General features: G+C 62.9%; 19 protein-coding genes and 1 pseudogene. 8 read left to right on the top strand and 12 right to left on the bottom strand.

Annotated features, from left to right (window positions below; genetic code table 11):
- Positions 1 to 29: 29 nt before the first annotated feature.
- Positions 30 to 647: a 30S ribosomal protein S4 gene (rpsD, locus tag NKJ88_RS16275; protein ID WP_023669107.1), complete on the bottom strand. Its 618-nt coding sequence runs from the start codon at positions 645 to 647 to the stop codon at positions 30 to 32.
- A 386-nt stretch (positions 648 to 1,033) separates the two neighbouring features.
- Between rpsD and NKJ88_RS16270 the strand changes: the two genes are divergently transcribed.
- Positions 1,034 to 1,234: a hypothetical protein gene (locus tag NKJ88_RS16270; protein ID WP_023690200.1), complete on the top strand. Its 201-nt coding sequence runs from the start codon at positions 1,034 to 1,036 to the stop codon at positions 1,232 to 1,234.
- 83 nt (positions 1,235 to 1,317) lie between these two features.
- Here the strand turns inward: NKJ88_RS16270 and NKJ88_RS16265 are convergent, their stop codons facing one another.
- Positions 1,318 to 1,506, bottom strand: a complete 189-nt coding sequence (locus tag NKJ88_RS16265) for a DUF3008 family protein (protein WP_023684876.1) — start codon at positions 1,504 to 1,506, stop codon at positions 1,318 to 1,320.
- Positions 1,507 to 1,666: 160 nt separating this feature from the next.
- Between NKJ88_RS16265 and NKJ88_RS16260 the strand changes: the two genes are divergently transcribed.
- On the top strand, positions 1,667 to 3,049 hold the full coding sequence (locus NKJ88_RS16260; RefSeq protein WP_023754372.1) for an RNB domain-containing ribonuclease: 1,383 nt from the start codon (positions 1,667 to 1,669) through the stop codon (positions 3,047 to 3,049).
- 84 nt (positions 3,050 to 3,133) lie between these two features.
- Here the strand turns inward: NKJ88_RS16260 and murI are convergent, their stop codons facing one another.
- The 3 genes from murI to NKJ88_RS16245 all read right to left on the bottom strand — a co-directional run bounded on the left by murI (position 3,134) and on the right by NKJ88_RS16245 (position 5,606).
- The gene (gene murI / locus NKJ88_RS16255) at positions 3,134 to 3,922 is read right to left on the bottom strand and encodes a glutamate racemase (RefSeq protein WP_023684874.1); all 789 of its coding nucleotides are present in this window, start codon (positions 3,920 to 3,922) and stop codon (positions 3,134 to 3,136) included.
- Between the two features lie 145 nt (positions 3,923 to 4,067).
- Positions 4,068 to 4,676 (bottom strand): DUF805 domain-containing protein, encoded by a 609-nt coding sequence (locus tag NKJ88_RS16250; RefSeq protein WP_023822398.1) that lies wholly within the window; start codon positions 4,674 to 4,676, stop codon positions 4,068 to 4,070.
- An 81-nt stretch (positions 4,677 to 4,757) separates the two neighbouring features.
- Positions 4,758 to 5,606 (bottom strand): RNA methyltransferase, encoded by an 849-nt coding sequence (locus tag NKJ88_RS16245; protein ID WP_023684872.1) that lies wholly within the window; start codon positions 5,604 to 5,606, stop codon positions 4,758 to 4,760.
- A gap of 217 nt (positions 5,607 to 5,823) precedes the next feature.
- Between NKJ88_RS16245 and NKJ88_RS16240 the strand changes: the two genes are divergently transcribed.
- Genes NKJ88_RS16240 through NKJ88_RS16230 form a run of 3 tightly spaced genes read left to right on the top strand, consistent with a single transcriptional unit; the run spans position 5,824 to position 8,277 of the window.
- Positions 5,824 to 7,035, top strand: coding sequence for an NADP-dependent isocitrate dehydrogenase (locus NKJ88_RS16240; protein WP_023669114.1), 1,212 nt, complete (start codon positions 5,824 to 5,826; stop codon positions 7,033 to 7,035).
- 10 nt (positions 7,036 to 7,045) lie between these two features.
- Positions 7,046 to 7,660, top strand: coding sequence for a glutathione S-transferase family protein (locus NKJ88_RS16235; protein WP_023684871.1), 615 nt, complete (start codon positions 7,046 to 7,048; stop codon positions 7,658 to 7,660).
- 14 nt (positions 7,661 to 7,674) lie between these two features.
- Positions 7,675 to 8,277: a demethoxyubiquinone hydroxylase family protein gene (locus tag NKJ88_RS16230; protein WP_023684870.1), complete on the top strand. Its 603-nt coding sequence runs from the start codon at positions 7,675 to 7,677 to the stop codon at positions 8,275 to 8,277.
- A 99-nt stretch (positions 8,278 to 8,376) separates the two neighbouring features.
- Here the strand turns inward: NKJ88_RS16230 and alaS are convergent, their stop codons facing one another.
- Complete coding sequence (gene alaS, locus NKJ88_RS16225) at positions 8,377 to 11,043, bottom strand: alanine--tRNA ligase (RefSeq protein ID WP_286461055.1); 2,667 nt, start codon at positions 11,041 to 11,043, stop codon at positions 8,377 to 8,379.
- Positions 11,044 to 11,314: 271 nt separating this feature from the next.
- Entirely contained in the window at positions 11,315 to 12,418 is a 1,104-nt protein-coding gene (gene recA, locus NKJ88_RS16220) for a recombinase RecA (RefSeq protein WP_023684868.1), read from the bottom strand.
- Between the two features lie 283 nt (positions 12,419 to 12,701).
- Between recA and NKJ88_RS16215 the strand changes: the two genes are divergently transcribed.
- Entirely contained in the window at positions 12,702 to 13,646 is a 945-nt protein-coding gene (locus NKJ88_RS16215) for a carbohydrate kinase family protein (protein WP_023684867.1), read from the top strand.
- Positions 13,647 to 13,716: 70 nt separating this feature from the next.
- Positions 13,717 to 14,634: a pseudouridine-5'-phosphate glycosidase gene (locus tag NKJ88_RS16210; protein WP_023684866.1), complete on the top strand. Its 918-nt coding sequence runs from the start codon at positions 13,717 to 13,719 to the stop codon at positions 14,632 to 14,634.
- 204 nt (positions 14,635 to 14,838) lie between these two features.
- Here the strand turns inward: NKJ88_RS16210 and NKJ88_RS16205 are convergent.
- Positions 14,839 to 15,163 (bottom strand): annotated as a pseudogene (locus NKJ88_RS16205) (TfoX/Sxy family protein).
- A gap of 83 nt (positions 15,164 to 15,246) precedes the next feature.
- On the opposite strand from NKJ88_RS16205, the gene NKJ88_RS16200 reads away from it, so the two are divergent.
- Complete coding sequence (locus NKJ88_RS16200; RefSeq protein WP_023697559.1) at positions 15,247 to 15,744, top strand: GFA family protein; 498 nt, start codon at positions 15,247 to 15,249, stop codon at positions 15,742 to 15,744.
- A gap of 149 nt (positions 15,745 to 15,893) precedes the next feature.
- Here NKJ88_RS16200 and sufA read toward each other — a convergent pair whose 3' ends face one another.
- The 4 genes from sufA to sufD form a co-directional block, all read right to left on the bottom strand.
- Positions 15,894 to 16,274 (bottom strand): Fe-S cluster assembly scaffold SufA, encoded by a 381-nt coding sequence (sufA, locus tag NKJ88_RS16195; protein WP_013532156.1) that lies wholly within the window; start codon positions 16,272 to 16,274, stop codon positions 15,894 to 15,896.
- Positions 16,275 to 16,379: 105 nt separating this feature from the next.
- Complete coding sequence (locus NKJ88_RS16190) at positions 16,380 to 16,766, bottom strand: SUF system Fe-S cluster assembly protein (protein ID WP_023709315.1); 387 nt, start codon at positions 16,764 to 16,766, stop codon at positions 16,380 to 16,382.
- A 21-nt stretch (positions 16,767 to 16,787) separates the two neighbouring features.
- Complete coding sequence (locus NKJ88_RS16185) at positions 16,788 to 18,029, bottom strand: cysteine desulfurase (RefSeq protein WP_023731535.1); 1,242 nt, start codon at positions 18,027 to 18,029, stop codon at positions 16,788 to 16,790.
- A gap of 131 nt (positions 18,030 to 18,160) precedes the next feature.
- Positions 18,161 to 19,429, bottom strand: coding sequence for a Fe-S cluster assembly protein SufD (gene sufD, locus NKJ88_RS16180; protein WP_023825123.1), 1,269 nt, complete (start codon positions 19,427 to 19,429; stop codon positions 18,161 to 18,163).
- Positions 19,430 to 19,459 lie beyond the last annotated feature (30 nt).

Below are 19,459 nucleotides of genomic sequence, written 5' to 3'. Positions count from 1 at the left end.
CCTTTCCAGTATCGCAGAAAAGCGATCGCTTAGCGCGAATAGAATTCGACGACCAGGTTCGGCTCCATCTGCACGGCGAACGGAACATCGGCCAGGCCGGGGATGCGCGAGAAGGTCGCGACCATCTTGTTGTGATCGACTTCGATATAGTCCGGCACGTCGCGCTCGGCGAGGCCGACCGCTTCCAGCACGATGACCAGCTGCTTCGACTTTTCCCGCACTTCGACGACATCGCCCGGCTTGCAACGGTACGACCCGATGTTGACGCGCTTGCCGTTGACGTTGACGTGGCCGTGGTTGACGAACTGGCGAGCCGCGAAAATGGTGGGCACGAACTTGGAGCGGTAGACGACCGCGTCGAGACGCGACTCGAGCAGGCCGATCAGGTTCTCGGAGGTGTCGCCCTTGCGGCGATCAGCCTCTTCATAGACTTTGCGGAACTGCTTTTCGGAGACATCACCATAGTGACCCTTCAGCTTCTGCTTGGCGCGCAGCTGCAGGCCGAAATCGGAAAGCTTGCCCTTGCGGCGCTGGCCGTGCTGGCCGGGGCCGTATTCACGCTTGTTGACCGGGGACTTCGGGCGGCCCCAGATGTTTTCGCCGAGACGGCGGTCGATCTTGTACTTCGCGGATTCGCGCTTGCTCATCGCATTCCCTTTCAAAACAAACCACCCGGAGCCTCATGGTCCGGGTGAAGGAAACGCGCCCTCCTCTGGCCTCCGTTTTCGAGGCCTGACAGGGTTTTCCCACGCAACGCGGCGGAAAACCCACGGGACACGTCAGTCTAGACAAAACCCAGGAAACGATAAACCTGCTTTCCCGCGCTTGCCATGCAAAAGAAACAACCGGGCATTGCGGCCCGGTGTTGGTGCGCTCGTTAAACGGAGATTTGAGCAGAGTCAAGCGCGTCGCTGGCGTTGGGCCCGGCAACCATATCACGTCTTTGGCGTTGAGTGCCGTGCCGGATGCGGCGGGAGGTTGTTGCGCCGACGGCATTTAGGAAGGGACTGGAGCCAAAGGAGCCCGAAGTCGCATGAAGAAGTTTTTCCTCTCGTTGGTCGGTGCAGCCGTCCTGGCCGGGACGATGTCGATCGCCGTGCCCGAGCCAGCGATGGCCAAGCATTGGCAGGGCCACAAGCATCGTCAGACCTGCCATGTCGTGGTGAAGAAGAAGGTCATCTGGCGGCATGGCCACAAGAAGGTCATCCGCTACAAGGTGAAGCGCTGCTGGTGACGTCAGGGGTTTCGGGCTTGGCCTGAACCGAAGAAGCCCGTGGTTTCGGCCACGGGCTTTGTTTATCGACTCGGTTCAAGGTTTCAGTCTGCCGATTTCTTCTCCGGCAGGCCTTTGCGCTTGGTCTCTGCGAATTCCTCGAGCTGTTTTTCGCTCATCGAATTGTACATCGACTTCGACGCGCCTTGAAGTTCGCTCTTCCTGGTCTCGCCGCGCTTGGCCGACAGGGCTGCTCCAGCGGCCTTTTGCTGTGCTTTTGAGGTTGCAGGCATATCGGCACCTCCTTTGCTGACAGAGGAAGAAACGTTGCGCTCCGGCGACGGTTCCAGCGCTGGCGGTCAACTTCCGTTCCGCGCTCATGCCTGCCCATGGTCGGCCAACTGCCGGCAAAACCACCTTCCCGTGCCCGCAACGCCGGTGTAGGACGGCGCCATGAAATCGTTGAACGATCCCTCGCAGGCACTCGCTACCGGCCTCGCGAAAATCCGCACCGAGTTCCATGTGCCGGAGGCATTTCCCCCTGATGTAATGGCCATGGCACAGACGGCGGCCAGGCGCGTGCCCGACCAGCATGCCGACCGCACGGCGATGCCCTTCGTGACGCTCGATCCCGCGGCTTCCACCGATCTTGACCAAGCGTTTTCGATCGAAGCGAGCGGTAGCGACCTTCTGTTGCACTATGCGATTGCCGACGTAGCCTGGTTCGTCGCGGACGGCGACGCGGTGGATCGCGAAGCCTGGGCGCGAGGCGAAACCCTGTATTTGCCGGACGGCAAGGCCGGGCTCTATCCCCGGGTGCTTGCCGAGGGCGCCGCGAGCTTGCTGCCCAGCGGTCCGCGTCCGGCTGTCATCTTCACGGTCCGGATCGTCGACGACGGAGCGGTAAGGCTGGATGGCGCGGAGCGGGCAATCATTCAAAGCCGCGCCAAGCTCGCCTATGACAGCGTGCAGGCCGCCGACGTCCCAGTCGGCTTCGCCGAAATCGCGCGGCGCATGGCGGCGGCCGAAGACCGTCGCGGCGCTTCGCGCGTCGACCCGCCCGAGCAGGAGGTGGAACAGCTTGCCGATGGCACGTTCCAGCTTGCGTTCAGACCGCTGCTGCAATCCGAGCAAGACAACGCAGCACTTTCGCTGGCCGCCAACATGGCGATTGCCGACGCCATGCTGGCACACCGGACCGGCTTGTTCCGGGTGATGGCGCCGCCCGATGCTTCCAAAGTGCAAAGACTGCGCAGCGCGGCACGGGCCTTAGGCCTGTCCTGGCCTCCTTCGACCAGCCTGCCCGACTATCAGCGAACCCTCGATCCTGCCAACATGCAACAGGCAGCGCTGATGCTGGAAATCCGCCGCGCCGGCTCCGGTGCGTCCTACCAGCCCTATGAGGAAGGCGTTGTCCCCTGGCACGAGGCGATGGCCGCGACCTATGCCCACGCCACCGCACCCCTGAGGCGGCTGGCCGATCGCTATGTCGTGCGCTGCGTGCTGGCCATCGTCAACGGCCAGCCGGTGCCGCAAGTCGTTAACGAGGCGTTTTCCAGACTGCCGAAGGTGATGGGCCGCGCAGGCGCCCGCGCCTCGCAAATCAACCACGCGGCCATCGACCTTGCCGAGGCGGTGATGCTGAGGGGGCGCGTGGGTGAAACATTCAAGGCCGTCGTCACCGACGTCGGTGATCAGCGTGCGCGCGTTCAGCTCTCGGACATGCCTGTCGTTGCGAATGTGAAGGCCTCAGGGTTCAGGCAGGGCGATGGCCTGACGCTAAGGCTTGTTTCGGCCGATCCGGATCGGCGCGTCATTGTCTTCGAACCTGTCTAAAGCGCGTCGGCGACGCGCTTTAGTTTTTTTGTTTTTATGCATGTCCTTGTCCCAAAACCGCTGCGCACTTTTGGGCGACATGCATTAGCGTGCGCTCAATCCAAAACCCTGCATCAGCCGGCTGATGGCGAAGTCCGCCTTTCCCGAGGTAAAGACGGCGATGTCGGGCTCGCTTTGCGGCAATGGCCCGTCGACAGCCGGAAGCAGCGACAGAGCGCGCCGCGCAATCGCCTCGGCCGGGTCGATCCAGTCGACCGGCCAGGGCGCGGTCTTGCGCATGCGATTGGCCAGGAACGGATAGTGCGTGCAGGCGAGCACGACGATGTCCGTGCGCAAATCGTCATGCTGGACAAAACACGGTGCGATCTCGGCACGCACGGCCTCCTCGTCGACAAAGCCCTCGCGCATGTAGGCCTCGGCCAGTCCGGCGAGATTGTTGCTGCCGACCAGCCGGACATGGCATTTCTGCGCCCATTTGCCGATCAGGTCGCGCGTGTACTGGCGCTTCACCGTGCCCGGCGTCGCCAGCACCGAGACCAGCCCGGACCGGGTGCGCTCGGCAGCCGGCTTGATTGCCGGCACCGTGCCGACAAAGGGATGGCCAGGGAATTTTTCCCGCAAGGCATCGATCACCAGCGTCGAAGCGGTATTGCAGGCGACGACCGAAATTTCCGGATCAAAACGGTCGAGCAGCTTGGCGAAGAGCTCGACTATATGGGCCTGCAGCGCCGGCTCTTCCCACGCGCCGTAGGGAAAGGCCTTGTCATCGGCGACGTAGACGAAGCGCCGGTCGGGCATCAGCACGCGCGCTTCGCGCAGCACGGTCAATCCGCCAACGCCGGAATCGAACATCAGGATCGGACGGTGGCTCATTGATATCGGACCATGAAAGAGGCTGGATCAGAAGGCTTGGCGGTCATTGGCCAATGCCGTTCTTCTATCTGCAACCATCATGGTCTTGAAGTGGCGAATGTCAGCAAGTTCTATGCAAAGCCGGCGAAGACGACCTTGCCTCGGGCTAGAGCCCGCGCTTGCCGAAGCCGGCGGGCCTCGGGCGGCCCTTAGGCTGGGCGGACGGCACCGAGCGCGTGGCCGGTGTGGCGTTGCGCATGGAAGACTGTGCCATGCTGCTGGCCATCCGACCGGATCCCGCAGGCATGGGCGTATCGCCATCGAAATCGAAAACCGATGTCAGTTCGTCGATATTGATGCCCGCCACCGGCTTAGCCACCAGGATCGTGCACCAAAGGCCAAAGATCGACAGCGCCAGCAGGTTCAAACCGCTGGACGTGCTTTCCGGGTTCTTGAAATCGATGACCAGCAGCGTGCCTGCCTGCAGAAAGGCGTAGATGGCGCAGAACACGATGTAGGACCACAGGATCCAGGCTTTGCCGTTGGCGTCGCGGCTGCGTCGCCAGGCGATGTTGGCACGCATGACCACGGCCAGGAGGGAAACGACCAGAACCGCGCCTGCCATGCCTTGCCGCGATGGACCGGGCGCCGAGTTGACCAGCCCCTCAAAGCCGATCGTGCCAACGATGCACAGCACAGCAAGAACGGCCTCGAGCAGGGCTACGCCGAGCGAATAGAAGAAGAAGCGCATACGGCCGATTTTGGACGTGAACATTTGCCACCCCACCGTTTTGACAACAATGGACGAGAGGCAAATAAAATTCGGTTAGTTCAGCCGTTCGAAGCTTAGCGATTTCTAATCTTCTTTGTCTGCCTGGCGTTTTCGCGCAGCGGCCGGCAAACGCCTTGGATCGTCTCCCGGCGAGCCGTCACCGCGCGGCATGGCCGGCGAAAACCGGTCGAGCGACGAGATGATGCCACGCAGCACTTTCAGTTCCGGCTCGGCGAAACCGGCGCGCGTCAAGACGGCGCGCAGATTGTCGACCATCTTGGGTTTCTTGGGCGCCGGGCGGAAATAGCCGCGCGCTTCGAGCGCGCCTTCGAGATAGGCAAACAGCCCGTGCAACTCTTCCTTGCTTGCCGGCTTCATTTCAGGGCTGGAGAAATTGGTCGCCGTCTCGTCTTCCAGGCCCGACTTCATCCATTCATAGGACATCAACAGCACGGCCTGGGCGATGTTGAGCGACGAAAAGCCGGGATCCACCGGGAAGGTGACGATCTCGTCGGCCAGCCCGACCTCGTCATTGTAGAGCCCAAAACGCTCGCGGCCGAACAAGATGCCGGTGCGCAGGCCGGCCATCTGACGCGCCCTCAGCGCCCTGCCCGCTTCGACCGGACCACGCACGGGTTTGAAGCCGTCGCGCTCCCGCGCCGTGGTGGCGAAGACGAAGTTGAGGTCGGCGACGGCGGACGCCAGGTCGCCGAACACTGTTACGGCATCGATGACATGGTCGGCGCGGCTGGCGGCGGCGCGCGCCTTCTCGCTCGGCCAGCCGTCACGCGGGTTGACCAGTCTCAGTTCGGCAAGGCCGAAATTGGCCATGGCGCGCGCAACCATGCCGATATTCTCGCCGAGCTGCGGCTCGACCAGGATGATCGCCGGCCCGGCGGCGGATGCGATTTCAGGATGATCGACGGCGGACATGATCTCAATGAACTGCTGTTTGCGGCATTTCAGCGTTCCCTGCCACATCCGCTCGGCAAAATGAAGCTTTTGCAAAACACCGGTCGCGGCACAGACGACCCATTCTGCACGGATCGGCGTTTGCGCGGCCAAATAGGCTTTGATATACGCTCCGCATCCCCGGCCGAAGCCATGCGGGCAAGGCCGTTTAGTTCCCCAAAAGCGAGGCATTCTTTTCATGGCGAAGATCAAGGTGGCGAACCCGGTCGTCGAGCTCGACGGCGACGAGATGACCCGCATCATCTGGCAGTTCATCAAGGACAAGCTGATTCACCCTTATCTCGACCTGAAGCTCGAATATTACGACCTCGGCGTCGAGCACCGCGACGCCACCAACGACCAGGTGACCATCGATTCGGCCAATGCCATCAAGAAATGGGGCGTCGGTGTGAAATGCGCGACGATCACGCCCGACGAGCAGCGCGTCGAGGAATTCAAGCTGAAGAAGATGTGGAAGTCGCCCAACGGCACCATCCGTAACATTCTCGGCGGTACCATTTTCCGCGAACCGATCATCATGAAGAACGTGCCGCGTCTCGTGCCGGGATGGACCAAGCCGATCATCGTCGGCCGTCATGCCTTCGGCGACCAGTATCGCGCCACCGACTTCCGCTTCCCCGGCAAGGGCAAGCTGACCATCAAGTTCGTCGGCGAGGACGGCAAGGTGATCGAGCACGACGTGTACGACGCACCCGGCGCCGGTGTTGCCATGGCGATGTACAATCTCGACGACTCCATCCGCGAATTCGCCCGCGCCTCGCTGAATTACGGCCTGCTGCGCAATTATCCGGTTTATCTCTCGACCAAGAACACCATCCTCAAAGCCTATGATGGCCGCTTCAAGGACATTTTCCAGGAGGTCTACGAGGCTGAATTCGAGGCCGAGTTCAAGGCGAAGAAGCTGTGGTACGAGCACCGGCTGATCGACGACATGGTGGCCTCCGCCCTGAAATGGTCTGGCGGCTACGTCTGGGCCTGCAAGAATTATGACGGCGACGTCCAGTCCGACACGGTGGCGCAAGGTTTTGGCTCGCTTGGCCTGATGACCTCCGTGCTGATGACGCCGGACGGCAAGACGGTGGAAGCGGAGGCCGCGCACGGCACCGTGACGCGCCACTATCGCCAGCACCAGAAGGGCGAGGAAACCTCGACCAATTCGATCGCCTCGATCTTCGCCTGGACGCGCGGCCTCGCCCACCGCGCCAAGCTCGACGATAATGCCGAGTTGAAGCGATTTGCCGACACGCTGGAGAAGGTCTGCATCCAGACGGTTGAGAGCGGCTTCATGACCAAGGACCTGTCGCTCTTGATCGGTCCCGACCAACCATGGCTGTCGACCACCGGCTTCCTCGACAAGATCGACGAGAATTTGCAGAAGGCGATGGCGTAAGCCGGCAGCCATGGCCAAGCCGGTCGTCTACGGGGCGGACTACAGCGTCTATGTGCGCATCGTCCGCCTCGTGCTGGCGGAAAAAGGCATCGACTACGACCTTGTGCCGGTCGATGTCTTTGCCGCCGAGGGCACTCCCGCCTGGTACTTCGAGCATCACCCTTTCGGCCGCATTCCGGCCGTCGAGCATGACGGGTTTCGCCTGTTCGAAACCAGCGCAATCGCCCGCTATGTCGACGAGGCGTTCGACGGCCCGGCACTGCAGCCAAAAGACGCCCGCACCCGCGCAACGATGAACCAGATCATCGGCATGCTCGACGCCTATGCCTACAGATCGATGGTCTGGGACGTCGCCGTCGAGCGGCTTGAGAAGGAAGCGCCAGACGAGGCACTGGTCGCCAACGGGCTGCGCCAGGCGGAAACGGTGCTGCGGGTGCTCACCGCACTCAAGCCTCCCGGGCCGTGGCTGCTCGGCGACCAGCTGACGCTGGCCGACCTGCATGCGGCATCCATCATCGCCTATTTCGTCAAGGTCGCCGACGGGCAAAAGCTGCTTGCGGCGTTCGCCGACATCCAGGCCTGGTGGGACGGCATCGCAAAACGTCCGAGCCTGGCGGCGGGCTGATATGGGTTCGGGCCATGGCTGACCCATCTCGCCAGGACGCGCTCACCATCGCCAGAATTGTCAGGGTCAACCACGCCGGTGAGTTCGGTGCGATCAGGATCTATTCGGCGCAGATTCTTGTCGCCAGGCGCTTCTGGCCGGATTGCGTGCCATCCTTGTCGGAGATGCTCGGGCACGAGCGCACGCATTGCGCCGCCTTCCGTGCCGCCATGCCGGCGCGGAAGGCGCGACCGTGCCGGGTGATGCAATTCTGGAGCTGGGGTGGCTGGCTGCTGGGTTCTGTCACCGCCCTGCTCGGTCCGCAAGGCATCTGGGCCTGCACGGCGGCGGTTGAAGCGGCGGTGCATCGCCATCTGGACGATCAGCTGTTTTTCCTCGCCAATCGCGACCACGACTTGCAAGGCATCATCCTGGCGATCCGCGAGGAAGAGCTCGCCCATCTCCATCACGCCGAAGAGCAGCTGAAATCGCCCGGCCCGGCGCTGAACTTTTTACGGTCGCTGATTTCGATCGCCACGGACGTGCTGATCTGGCTGTCCACCTGGGGCGATTCCAGCAGAATGACGCGCGCCCTGAAGGCGGCGAAAAGAACTAGACTAGCTAGACGGACCGTCTAAGAGCTGATTGCCGGCTTGCCACTATCAGCCACAGAATGGCAAGCACGGCGGCGAAGGCCGGAAAGCCGCACACGAACCAGATACGACATAGGGTGGCTTTCAGGCTGCCTCCAGCGCCGCCCTCACCGCGGCGATCGCATCATTGGCCTTCGAGGCGTCCGGACCGCCGGCTTGCGCCATGTCGGGCCGTCCGCCGCCGCCCTGCCCGCCCAATGCGGCCGAGGCAACGCGCACCAGATCGACAGCGCTGAAGCGGCCGACGAGATCGTCCGTCACGGCGACCACGACGCTTGCCTTGTTGTCTTCGCCCGCACCGACGAAGACGACGACGCCGGAGCCGAGCGATGTCTTGCCGGCATCGGCCAGCGGCTTCAAATCCTTCGGCGACACGCCGGAAACCGCTTTGCCGAGGAAGCCGATACCGGCGACGGTTTCGGTGGTGGCCGGAGCATCGGCCGCGGCACCACCGCCCAGCGCGAGTTTCTTGCGCGCTTCGCTCAGCTCCTTCTCGAGCTTCTTGCGCTCCTCGAGCAGCGTCTCGACACGCGCCGGCACGTCGGCCGGCGAGATCTTCAGCACGGCCGCAGTTGCCTTCAGGCGCCTGTCCTGCTCATCGAGATGTTTGCGCGCGGCTTCGCCGGTCAGCGCCTCGATGCGGCGCACGCCGGCGGCGACCGCGCTGTCGGAGACGACACGGACCAGGCCGATATCGCCGGTCGCCCGGACATGGGTGCCGCCACAAAGTTCGACGGAATAGGGTCTATTGGCCTTGGCGCCATGCACGCCGGTGCCCATCGAGACGACACGCACCTCGTCACCATATTTCTCGCCGAACAGCGCCATGGCGCCCTCGGCAATGGCGTCATCGACCGACATCAGGCGCGTCGTCACCGGGCTGTTCTGGACGACGATTTCGTTGGCCATGCGCTCGACCTCTTCGAGATCTTCGGCCGAGATCGGCTTGTTGTGCGAGATGTCGAAGCGCAGGCGCTCGGGCGCGACCAGCGAACCTTTCTGCGCGACATGGGTGCCCAGCACCTCGCGCAGCGCCTCATGGATCAGATGCGTTGCCGAATGGTTGGCACGCAGCCGGGTGCGGCGCGCATGGTCAACCTTCAGCTCGACGGCTGCACCTGGCTTGACCGTGCCGTTCGTCACCTTGCCCAGATGCACGAACAGGCCGTCGGCCTTTTTCTGCGTGTCGGAAACCTCGATCGAGAAACCTTCGCCGGAGATGATGCCGGTGTCGCCCATCTGGCCGCCCGACTCGCCATAGAACGGCGTCTGGTTGACGACCACCGCGACCGCGTCGCCCTTGCCGGCGCTATCGACTGTCTTGCCGTCCTTGACCAGGGCCTGGATGAGGCCTTCCGCCTGTTCGGTCTCGTAGCCGAGGAATTCGGTGGCGCCGGCCTTCTCGCGTACAGAAAACCAGATGGTCTCGGTGGCCGCGTCGCCGGAGCCAGCCCAATGCTTGCGCGCTTCGGCCTTCTGCTGCTCCATCGCATGGGTGAAGCCGGCAAGGTCGACCGAGATGTTGCGCTGGCGCAGTGCGTCCTGCGTCAGATCGAGCGGGAAGCCGTACGTGTCATAGAGCTTGAACGCCGTCTCGCCATCCAGCATATCGCCGGCGTGCAGCGTATCTGTCGCCTCCGAGAGCAGGCCGAGGCCGCGCACCAGCGTCTTGCGGAACCTGGTCTCCTCGAGCTTCAGCGTCTCGGTAATCAGCTGTTCGCCGCGCAGCAGTTCGGGATAGGCCTGGCCCATCTCACGCACTAGCGCCGGCACCAGCTTCCACATCAACGGCTCCTTGGCGCCGAGCAACTGCGCATGGCGCATGGCGCGGCGCATGATGCGGCGCAGCACATAGCCGCGGCCTTCGTTCGACGGCAGCACGCCGTCGGCAACCAGGAAGGAGGACGAGCGCAGATGATCGGCAATGACGCGGAAGGAGGCGACCGTCTCCTTGTCCGGGCCCTGCCCGAGCGCTGACGAGGCCGCATCGATCAGATGACGGAACAGGTCGGTCTCGAAGACGCTCTCCACCCCTTGCAGGATGGAGGCCATGCGCTCCAGGCCCATGCCGGTGTCGATCGACGGCCGCGGCAGGTCGATGCGCTCATCCTTGGTGACCTGCTCATATTGCATGAACACCAGGTTCCAGAATTCAAGGAAGCGGTCGCCATCCTCCTCCGGGCTGCCGGGAGGGCCGCCCCAGATGTGCTCGCCACGGTCGATGAAGATTTCCGAGCACGGCCCGCACGGTCCGGTGTCGCCCATAGCCCAGAAATTGTCGGAGGTCGGGATGCGGATGATGCGGTCATCGGAGAAACCGGCGATCTTCTTCCAGAAGCCGGCCGCCTCGTCATCGGTGTGATAGACGGTGACCAGCAGCTTGTCCTTGTTCAGCCCGAACTCCTTGGTGATCAGGTTCCAGGCCAGTTCGATGGCGCGCTCCTTGAAATAGTCGCCGAAGGAGAAATTGCCGAGCATTTCGAAGAAGGTCAGATGGCGCGCGGTGTAGCCGACATTGTCGAGGTCGTTGTGCTTGCCGCCGGCGCGCACGCTTTTCTGCGCAGTGGTGGCGCGCGAATAGGACCGCTTCTCCAGGCCGGTGAAGACGTTCTTGAACTGCACCATGCCGGCATTGGTGAACATCAGCGTCGGGTCGTTGCGCGGCACCAGCGGGCTCGAGGCCACGACCTCGTGGCCCTCCTTGCGGAAATAGTCGAGGAATGTCGACCGGATCTCGTTCACGCCACTCATGAGTGCTGCCTTTTCGCGAAAACCGCCGGCACGGCCGGCGGACACTGGTCTCTGCTTTTTAGAAGATTGACTTGGCCTTTTAGCGGGCACGCCCCACCCTGTCCAGAAACACGGAATTGGGCCAATCCGGCAACTGCCAAGCCGGCTTCACGCTGCCCAAAAACGAAAACCGCCGGCGCGAAGGCCGGCGGTTTGAAACGCAATACTAAAGAACTCGGTTACTTAAGCATCGGATAATAGACTGGATTTATGGCCGAACTCTGGCCGTGCCCTACATGGCGCCGGATTCTTCCTCGAAGCCGTCGTCGCTTTCGCCGCGCTCGGGGCCACCATTTTCAAGAAATTTCTCGGCGATCAGCCCGGCATTCTGCCGCAGCGCAAGTTCGATCTCACGCGCCGTGTCGGGATTGTCGCGCAGGAACAGTTTGGCGTTTTCGCGACCTTGGCCGAGACGCTGCGAATTGTAGGAGAACCAGGCGCCGGACTTCTCGACCACGCCGGCCTTGACGCCGAGATCGACCAGTTCGCCGGTCTTGGAGACGCCCTCGCCATACATGATGTCGAACTCGACCACCTTGAAGGGCGGCGCCAGCTTGTTCTTGACCACCTTGACCCGGGTCTGGTTGCCGACGACCTCGTCGCGGTCCTTGACCGAGCCGATGCGGCGGATGTCGAGGCGCACCGAAGCGTAGAATTTCAGCGCGTTGCCGCCGGTCGTGGTTTCCGGCGAACCGAACATGACGCCGATCTTCATGCGGATCTGGTTGATGAAGATGACCATGGTGTTGGAGCGCGAGATCGAGGCGGTCAGCTTGCGCAGCGCCTGGCTCATCAGACGAGCCTGGAGACCGGGCAGCGAATCGCCCATCTCGCCCTCGATTTCAGCGCGCGGCGTCAGGGCGGCCACCGAATCGACCACCAGAACGTCGATGGCGCCGGAACGCACCAGCGTGTCGCAGATTTCCAGTGCCTGCTCGCCGGTGTCCGGCTGCGAGATCAAGAGGTTTTCCAGATCGACGCCGAGCTTGCGGGCATAGACCGGGTCGAGCGCATGCTCGGCATCGACGAAGGCGCAGATACCGCCCTTCTTCTGGGCTTCGGCAACTGTGTGCAGCGCCAGTGTCGTCTTGCCCGAGCTTTCCGGCCCGTAGATCTCGACAATGCGGCCGCGCGGCAGGCCACCGACGCCAAGCGCGATGTCGAGGCCAAGCGATCCGGTCGGCACGGTTTCAATCTCGACGACCTGCTCGTTGGCGCCCAGCCGCATGATCGAGCCCTTGCCGAAGGCGCGCTCGATTTGCGACAGCGCCGCGTCCAGAGCCTTTGATTTGTCCACCGCTTTGTCCTCTACAAGCCGCAAAGTATTCTGAGCCATGATACATCACCCCTTGGTCGTCAATGAAGGCCGGACAATCCGTAATCCCTGCCCTATTTGTACCTTTTTTGTTCTCGTTTGGCAAGAGGGGTCAAATATCTGAAAAGCAATCTTTATCCGGATTTGTTCTTTTTTTGTCTCATGGTTTCGTTTCCGGATGTATCCACCATTGGGCCAGGCGCTCCGGCGGTTTGGCTCCGCCCGAATCGCTGGCTTGCTTGCGAAGCTCCGTCGCACAGCCTAGCGCTTGTCTGGTTCGAATAACAAAGGTCATATCGCCTACATGGTGAAATCAGCAAAAATACTGGCGGTGGGCGGCGCCCATATCGACCGGCGCGGTCAGGTGTCCGGTGCTTACGTGCCGGCGGCGTCCAACCCCGGCACGATGCGCGAGGATGTCGGCGGCGGCGTCTTCAACGCGCTGCGCAGCCTCGTGCGGCGCGGCGTCTCGGCCTCGCTTTTGTCGGTGCGCGGCGGCGATGCCTCGGCCGAGACGGTTGCGCGCGCCATCACTGAGGCCGGCATTGCCGATCTGTCGGCGGTGTTCCTCGACCGCACCACGCCGAGCTACACGGCGCTGATCGATCGCGACGGCGAGCTGATCACCGGCTTTGCCGATATGGCGCTCTACGATTTGGCGTTCCCCAAGCAGATCCGCCGCTCCAAGGTGCGCGAGGTGGTCGCCGAGGCCGATGCGGTGCTCTGCGACGCCAATCTGCCATCAACGGCGCTGGAGCGGCTGGTGGGGCTCGCCGCCGGCAAGCCGGTGTTCGCCATCGCCATTTCGCCGGCCAAGGTGGTGCGGCTGATACCGGTGCTGAAGGAACTCGCGCAGGTCTTCATGAACCGGCGCGAGGCCATGGTGCTGGCCGGCGTCGATGCCAATGCCACCGAGCGCGAGACCGTCGACGGACTGCGCTGCAGCGGCCTCACCAGTGGCGTGGTGACGGCGGGCGACGGCCCGGTGCTGGGATTCGACGAAGCCGGCGCCTTCTCTATCCTGCCGCCGGCGCCGAGAAAAGTCGCCGACGTCACCGGCGCCGGCGACGCGCTGGCCGGCGCCACCATCGCTGCCCTGCTGCGCGGCCTGCCCCTGCGCCAGGCATTGCGCGAGGGCGTTGCCGCCGCCACGCTGGCCATTGAAAGCGCCGACGCGGTTCCGGCCTTCACGATTGCGACCTTCACCGAGGCACTGGCTCTTGTGCCCGACGCGCAGGAAATGGCATGAGGGCGGCCAATTGCCATTGCCGGAGCGCGACGTCCAAGCGGACGCGCGGATCTCCGGATCGGAGACCATCATGACACCGCAAAGCGCCCGCCCCTTCATCGACCTCCACGCGCCCGTGGCCGAGGCGCTCGCCGCTGGCCGCCCCGTCGTGGCGCTGGAAAGCACCATCATCACCCATGGCATGCCTTACCCCGACAATGGCGCCATGGCCGCCAATGTCGAAAAGATAATCCTGGACAATGGCGCGGTGCCGGCGACGATCGCCGTGGTCGCCGGCCGCATCAAGATCGGGCTTTCCGACGGCGAGCGCGAGTCGCTGGCGATGACCGGCGACGCCATGAAGCTGTCGCGCGCCGATCTCGGCTTTGCGGTGGCGCAAGGCCGCACCGGCGGCACCACGGTCGCCGCCACCATGATCGCGGCCGACATGGTCGGGATAAAGGTGTTCGCCACCGGCGGCATTGGCGGCGTCCACAAGGGCGCGGAAAAAAGCTTCGACATCTCGGCCGATCTCGACGAGTTGGCGCGCACCCCGGTCATCGTCGTCTCGGCCGGCGCCAAGGCGATCCTCGACATCGAAAAGACCCTGGAAGTGCTGGAGACGCGCGGCGTGCCGGTGATTGGCCATGGCTGCGAGACGATGCCGGCCTTCTGGTCGCGGCATTCGCCGTTCCGCGCGCCGCTGACCCTGCACAGACCGGAAGAGATCGCGCATTTCTACAAGACCAGGGCGGCACTTGGCCTGGTCGGCGGCACGCTGATCGCCAACCCGGTGCCGCAGGACGATGAAATCCCGGCCGACGAGATGGCCGGCTATATCGAGGCCGCGCAGAAGGCGGCGGAAGTGCAGAATGTGACCGGAAAGGCGGTGACGCCGTTCCTGTTGGGCAAAATCCTCGAACTGACCGGCGGCCGGAGCTTGAAGACCAACATCGCGCTGGTCGAGAACAATGCGCGGCTGGCGGCGAGGATTGCCAAGGCGCTGTAGGATCGCCTACGTCGGCGGGACAGCACCCCCCCTCTGGCCTGCCGGCCATCTCCCCCGCAAGGAGGGAGATTAACAGCTTAGCCGCAGGCTCCCATTTTCAACGATGGTGATTGGCGAAGGCCAATGTGACAACTGATCTCCCCCCTTGCGGGGGAGATGTCCGGCAGGACAGAGGGGGGTGGGAAGAAACGCGACGGTCCCGGTTCACTTCCCCGCCCGCCGCCCCGCCTCATACGCCCGGCGCGCCCACACCCTCATCTCGTCAGGATCATCAAACGCGTCGTCGGGAATGCTCCAGTACGGCATCGCGACCAGCTTGCCGTGGCGGGTGCCGGTATAGGTCCATTGCTTGCAGCCGGCGGCTTCGAAATCGGGGCGCGCTTTGCTCGTCAGCCTTGAGCAGCAATTCGCCGCGCAGCACGATGGCGACGATGAAGCCGTCGAAATAGATACCCTTGCCGCCGAACAGTTTTCGGATACTGACCGGGCCGAGGCCTTCGAACAGCTCTTCGATGCGTTCATTGTCCATGCCGCAATCATGTCACCGGGCTTGCCATGGCTGCAACCAAAAACCATGCTGGCAAGTTGAGAGCCATCCGTCGGAGTTTTGTCATGCCGCTGCTGCTCAAGGGATCCTGCCGCTGCGATGCCGTCCATTTCGAGGTGGAGAGCAACACGCCGGTGCCGTTCATGCTGTGCTACTGCTCGATCTGCCGCAAGCAGCAGGGCGGCGGCGGCTTCGCCATCAATCTCGGCGCCGATTACAAGACGCTGAAAATCAAGGGCAAGCGCAATCTCGGCGTCTACCAGGCCGAGATCGCGGACGACGAACATCCAAAGTGTGAGATTTCGACGGGCGAGCGCAATTTCTGCAAGAAGTGCGGTTCGGCGCTCTGGCTCTACGATCCGACATGGCCGGACCTGGTCCACCCCTTCGCCTCGGCAATCGACAGCGAGTTGCCGAAGCCGCCGGAGAAGGTGCATCTGATGTTGAAATACAAGGCGAGTTGGGTCGAGCCGGTGATCGGCAAGAAGGACAAGGTCTTCGACGTCTATCCCGAGGAATCGATCGCCGACTGGCACAAGCGGACGAAGATGTGGGTGAAGTAAGCAGGGAGGCGCGGAGCGCGACTTCCGATGGTCAGCGCTGCCCCTCATCCGGCCCTTCGGGCCGTTCGTCATTCGAAAAGCCAAGCAATTGGCTTTTCGCCCGCTGCGTGGACCATTCCTCACCTCCCCGTGAACGGGGAGAAGGAAGATCAGGCCGAAGCGCGCGCCTCAGCCAGCGCCTTCAGGTCGGCGGGCTTCAGTTCGACGGATTCGCCGCAGCCGCAGGCCGAACTCTGGTTCGGGTTGTGGAAGGTGAAGCCGGTGCGCAGCGTCGTCTGCTCGAAATCCATCTCGGTGCCGAACAGGAAAAGCGCAGCCTCGGGCGCGACATAGACATGCGCGCCGTCGCGCTCGATATGGTCGTCCTTGGTGTTGGGCTCGGTCACCAGGTCGACCGTGTATTCCATGCCGGCGCAGCCGCCCTTCTTGATGCCGAGGCGAATGCCATGCGCATTGTCGCGCGTGGCGACGATCTCGCGCACCCGGTCGGCGGCCTTTTCGGTCATCGTGATGACGGCAAAGCGTCCCATTCTTTTTCCTCTTCCATTCCATGCAGGTTCAAGGCCTGCCGAATGATTCCTCACCTAAAATGGTGAAGTTTTACCACTGGTGCAAGTGCACCAACCTCAGTCAACCTAGTACCAGCCCACCGCCACCTGCGCCTCTTCCGACATGCGGTCGGGCGACCAGGGCGGGTCGAAGGTCATGTTGACCTCGACGCCGGAGACGCCTTCGACGGCGCCGACGGCGTTTTCCACCCAGCCGGGCATTTCGCCGGCCACCGGACAGCCGGGCGCGGTCAGCGTCATGTCGATCTTGACCGCGCGGTTGTCCTCGATGTCGATCTTGTAGATGAGGCCGAGCTCATAGATGTCGGCCGGTATTTCCGGGTCATAGACCGTCTTCAGCGCCGAGACGATGTCGTCGGTCAGCCGCGCCAGCTCGTCGGCGGGAATGGCCGAGGCGGAAACCAGCGGATTGATGGCTGCTTCCGGCGCGGTGGTGTGGCTCGCATCATCCATGGTCGTCATCCAAAGAACCTGTCACCCGAAGAACTTGCGCGCTTTTTCCAGCGCATCGGCCAAAGCGTCGACTTCGGCCCTGTTATTATACATGCCGAACGATGCCCTGCATGTGGAGGTTACGCCAAAGCGTTTCAACAGCGGCTGGGCGCAATGGGTGCCCGCGCGGACGGCAACACCCTGCCTGTCTATCACCATCGACACGTCATGGGCATGAATGCCCTGCAATTCGAAAGAAATGATGGCGCCCTTGTCCGGCGCGTCGCCGAAGATGCGCAGCGAGTTGATGGCGCGCAGCCGTTCATGCGCATAGGTCTTGAGATCGGCCTCATGGGCGGCAATGCGCTCGCGGCCAACCTTTTCCATGTATTCCAATGCTGCACCCAGGCCAATCGCCTGCACGATCGGCGGCGTGCCGGCCTCGAAGCGGTGCGGCGGCTCGTTGTAGGTGACGACGTCTTCCGTCACTTCCTCGATCATCTCGCCGCCGCCCATGAAAGGGCGCATGGCCGAGAGAATATCCTTCTTGCCGTAAAGCACGCCGATGCCGGACGGCCCGTAAACCTTGTGACCGGTGAAGACGAAGAAATCGCAGTCGAGGTCCTGGACGTCGATCGGCATGTGCACGGCGCTCTGGCTGCCATCGACAAGTACGGGAATGCCACGCGAATGCGCGATGCGCACGATTTCCTTGATCGGCGTCACCGTGCCCAGCGCGTTCGACATATGCGTGATGGCGACGAGCTTTGTCTTGTCGGTCAGCCGCTTTTCGAATTCCTCGATGTGGAAGATGCCGAGATCGTCGACCGGCACCCAGACCAGCTTGGCGCCCTGCCGCTCCCGGATGAAATGCCACGGCACGATGTTGGAGTGGTGCTCCATGATCGACAGCACGATCTCGTCGCCCGCGCCGATATTGGGCATGCCATAGCCGTAAGCCACGGTGTTGATCGCCGCGGTCGTGTTCGAGGTGAAGACGATGTTGTCGGTGCTTGGCGCATTGAGGAAACGGCGCACCGTCTCGCGTGCCTTCTCATAAGCGTCGGTTGCGGCATTCGACAGGAAATGCAGGCCGCGATGCACGTTGGCGTATTCCTGGGAATAGGCGTGCTGGATCGTATCCAGCACCACCTGCGGCTTCTGCGCCGAGGCGCCATTGTCGAGATAGACCAGCGGTTTGCCGTAGACTTCGCGCGACAGGATCGGGAAGTCGCGGCGGATCGCCTCGACGTCGTATGGGGTTGTTTCGATCTTCTGGTCCATTACAAGCTCTCTTGAGGCACCGCCTCACTTCGTCACGCACCCCTCACCCGACGAGCTTCGCTCGGCCACCGCCCGGGGCGAGTCACTTGCCTCGCCCGTCCTTCGGACCCACAAGGGGAGAAGGGGAGGCGCTACCCATGCGCCACGAACCAGTCGTCCAGCCTTGTTTCCAGGGCCTCGACGATGGTTTCGTCGTCCAGTTCCTCGATCACTTCGGCGACGAACGCCTTGACCAGCAGGCCACGGGCGCTCTTCTCGTCGATGCCGCGAGCCATCAGGTAGAACAGATGGTTGTGGTCGATCTCGGTAACGGTCGCGCCGTGGCCGCAGATGACGTCGTCGGCGAAGATTTCCAGCTCCGGCTTGGTCGAGAACTCGCCATCATCCGACAAAAGCAGCGTGTTGCAGGCCATCTTGGCGTTGGTCTTCTGCGCGTATTGGTGGACGTTGATGCGGCCCTGGAAGACGCCGCGCGCCTTGCCGGTCACGACATTGCGGATCACTTCCGTCGACGTCGTATGCGGCACGGCATGGTCGAGCACCATGGTCACGTCGGTGTGGGTGTCGCCGGCGAGCAGGTTGATGCCGCGCAGTTTGAAGTCGGAGCCTTCGCCCGTGGTCTTCACCACGATCTCCTGGCGCACAAGCTTGCCGCCGGCATTCATGAAAAACAGCGTCAGCTTCGAATTCTTGCCGAGATGCGCCTTGAACTGGGCAAGATGCGTGGCCGTTTCCGGCTGCTCCTGCACGATCAGCCAGGTAACGTCCGCACCCTCGCCCAGAACGAGCTGGCTGACCGAGCTGCCCAGTGCCGCGCCCTCGCCGGCCTGACGCTCGACGAGAGCAGCTTTGGCGCCGGCGCCGACACGCACGGGAAAGCGCACATGCACCTGGCCACCGGCCTGCAAATTCTGCAATTCGATCGGCTTTTCCAGTGCTGTGCCATCCGCAATGTCGACGAAATAGCCGTCAGCGACAAAGGCGGTGTTCAGCGCACCGATGGCGTCATCGCTGCCATAGGGATCGAGGCCCGGTGCGATCGAGCCGTCAGTCAGCTTTTCCGACAGGCGCTGGATGGTCACGCCTTCGATCGCGGGGAATTTCGCGCCGGAGACGCCGTTCAGAACCGCCAGCACGGCGGAGCCTTCGACGATGGGCGCCAGCCCCTTGGCGGCGGCCGTCGGATCGAACGCCGGCACCGCAGTCAACAGCCGGCGCAGGTCAGTGTAATGCCAGGATTCGATGCGCCGCGTCGGCAGCCCGTGCTTGATTGCCTCAATGGCGTCGTCGCGCTTCAGCATCACCGCGCCGTCACCCGGCAGCAACGACAGACGCTCGCCAAAGGCGTCGATCAGCGCCGTTTCGGCCTGCGTGCGCTGGGGTTGTGTATGCATATTCATCAGTTTTGCCCCGCCTTTCAGCATAAAATG

It is taken from the genome of Mesorhizobium sp. M0016 (assembly GCF_040324035.1).
Lineage (GTDB): Bacteria > Pseudomonadota > Alphaproteobacteria > Rhizobiales > Rhizobiaceae > Mesorhizobium.
This window is presented reverse-complemented; position numbering and strand designations above follow the sequence as displayed.

What these genes read in the sequence shown, in the direction of transcription:
- sufA (WP_013532156.1), bottom strand. Translation starts at nt 16,274, where the DNA reads ATGGGACGCTTTGCCGTCATCACGATGACCGAAAAGGCCGCCGACCGG.
- NKJ88_RS16190 (WP_023709315.1), bottom strand. Translation starts at nt 16,766, where the DNA reads ATGGATGATGCGAGCCACACCACCGCGCCGGAAGCAGCCATCAATCCG.
- sufD (WP_023825123.1), bottom strand. Translation starts at nt 19,429, where the DNA reads ATGAATATGCATACACAACCCCAGCGCACGCAGGCCGAAACGGCGCTG.
- NKJ88_RS16235 (WP_023684871.1), top strand. Translation starts at nt 7,046, where the DNA reads ATGGCCAAGCCGGTCGTCTACGGGGCGGACTACAGCGTCTATGTGCGC.
- NKJ88_RS16215 (WP_023684867.1), top strand. Translation starts at nt 12,702, where the DNA reads ATGGTGAAATCAGCAAAAATACTGGCGGTGGGCGGCGCCCATATCGAC.
- NKJ88_RS16270 (WP_023690200.1), top strand. Translation starts at nt 1,034, where the DNA reads ATGAAGAAGTTTTTCCTCTCGTTGGTCGGTGCAGCCGTCCTGGCCGGG.
- rpsD (WP_023669107.1), bottom strand. Translation starts at nt 647, where the DNA reads ATGAGCAAGCGCGAATCCGCGAAGTACAAGATCGACCGCCGTCTCGGC.
- NKJ88_RS16250 (WP_023822398.1), bottom strand. Translation starts at nt 4,676, where the DNA reads ATGTTCACGTCCAAAATCGGCCGTATGCGCTTCTTCTTCTATTCGCTC.
- NKJ88_RS16210 (WP_023684866.1), top strand. Translation starts at nt 13,717, where the DNA reads ATGACACCGCAAAGCGCCCGCCCCTTCATCGACCTCCACGCGCCCGTG.
- alaS (WP_286461055.1), bottom strand. Translation starts at nt 11,043, where the DNA reads ATGAGTGGCGTGAACGAGATCCGGTCGACATTCCTCGACTATTTCCGC.
- NKJ88_RS16185 (WP_023731535.1), bottom strand. Translation starts at nt 18,029, where the DNA reads ATGGACCAGAAGATCGAAACAACCCCATACGACGTCGAGGCGATCCGC.
- recA (WP_023684868.1), bottom strand. Translation starts at nt 12,418, where the DNA reads ATGGCTCAGAATACTTTGCGGCTTGTAGAGGACAAAGCGGTGGACAAA.
- NKJ88_RS16230 (WP_023684870.1), top strand. Translation starts at nt 7,675, where the DNA reads ATGGCTGACCCATCTCGCCAGGACGCGCTCACCATCGCCAGAATTGTC.
- NKJ88_RS16240 (WP_023669114.1), top strand. Translation starts at nt 5,824, where the DNA reads ATGGCGAAGATCAAGGTGGCGAACCCGGTCGTCGAGCTCGACGGCGAC.
- NKJ88_RS16260 (WP_023754372.1), top strand. Translation starts at nt 1,667, where the DNA reads ATGAAATCGTTGAACGATCCCTCGCAGGCACTCGCTACCGGCCTCGCG.
- murI (WP_023684874.1), bottom strand. Translation starts at nt 3,922, where the DNA reads ATGAGCCACCGTCCGATCCTGATGTTCGATTCCGGCGTTGGCGGATTG.
- NKJ88_RS16200 (WP_023697559.1), top strand. Translation starts at nt 15,247, where the DNA reads ATGCCGCTGCTGCTCAAGGGATCCTGCCGCTGCGATGCCGTCCATTTC.
- NKJ88_RS16265 (WP_023684876.1), bottom strand. Translation starts at nt 1,506, where the DNA reads ATGCCTGCAACCTCAAAAGCACAGCAAAAGGCCGCTGGAGCAGCCCTG.
- NKJ88_RS16245 (WP_023684872.1), bottom strand. Translation starts at nt 5,606, where the DNA reads ATGTCCGCCGTCGATCATCCTGAAATCGCATCCGCCGCCGGGCCGGCG.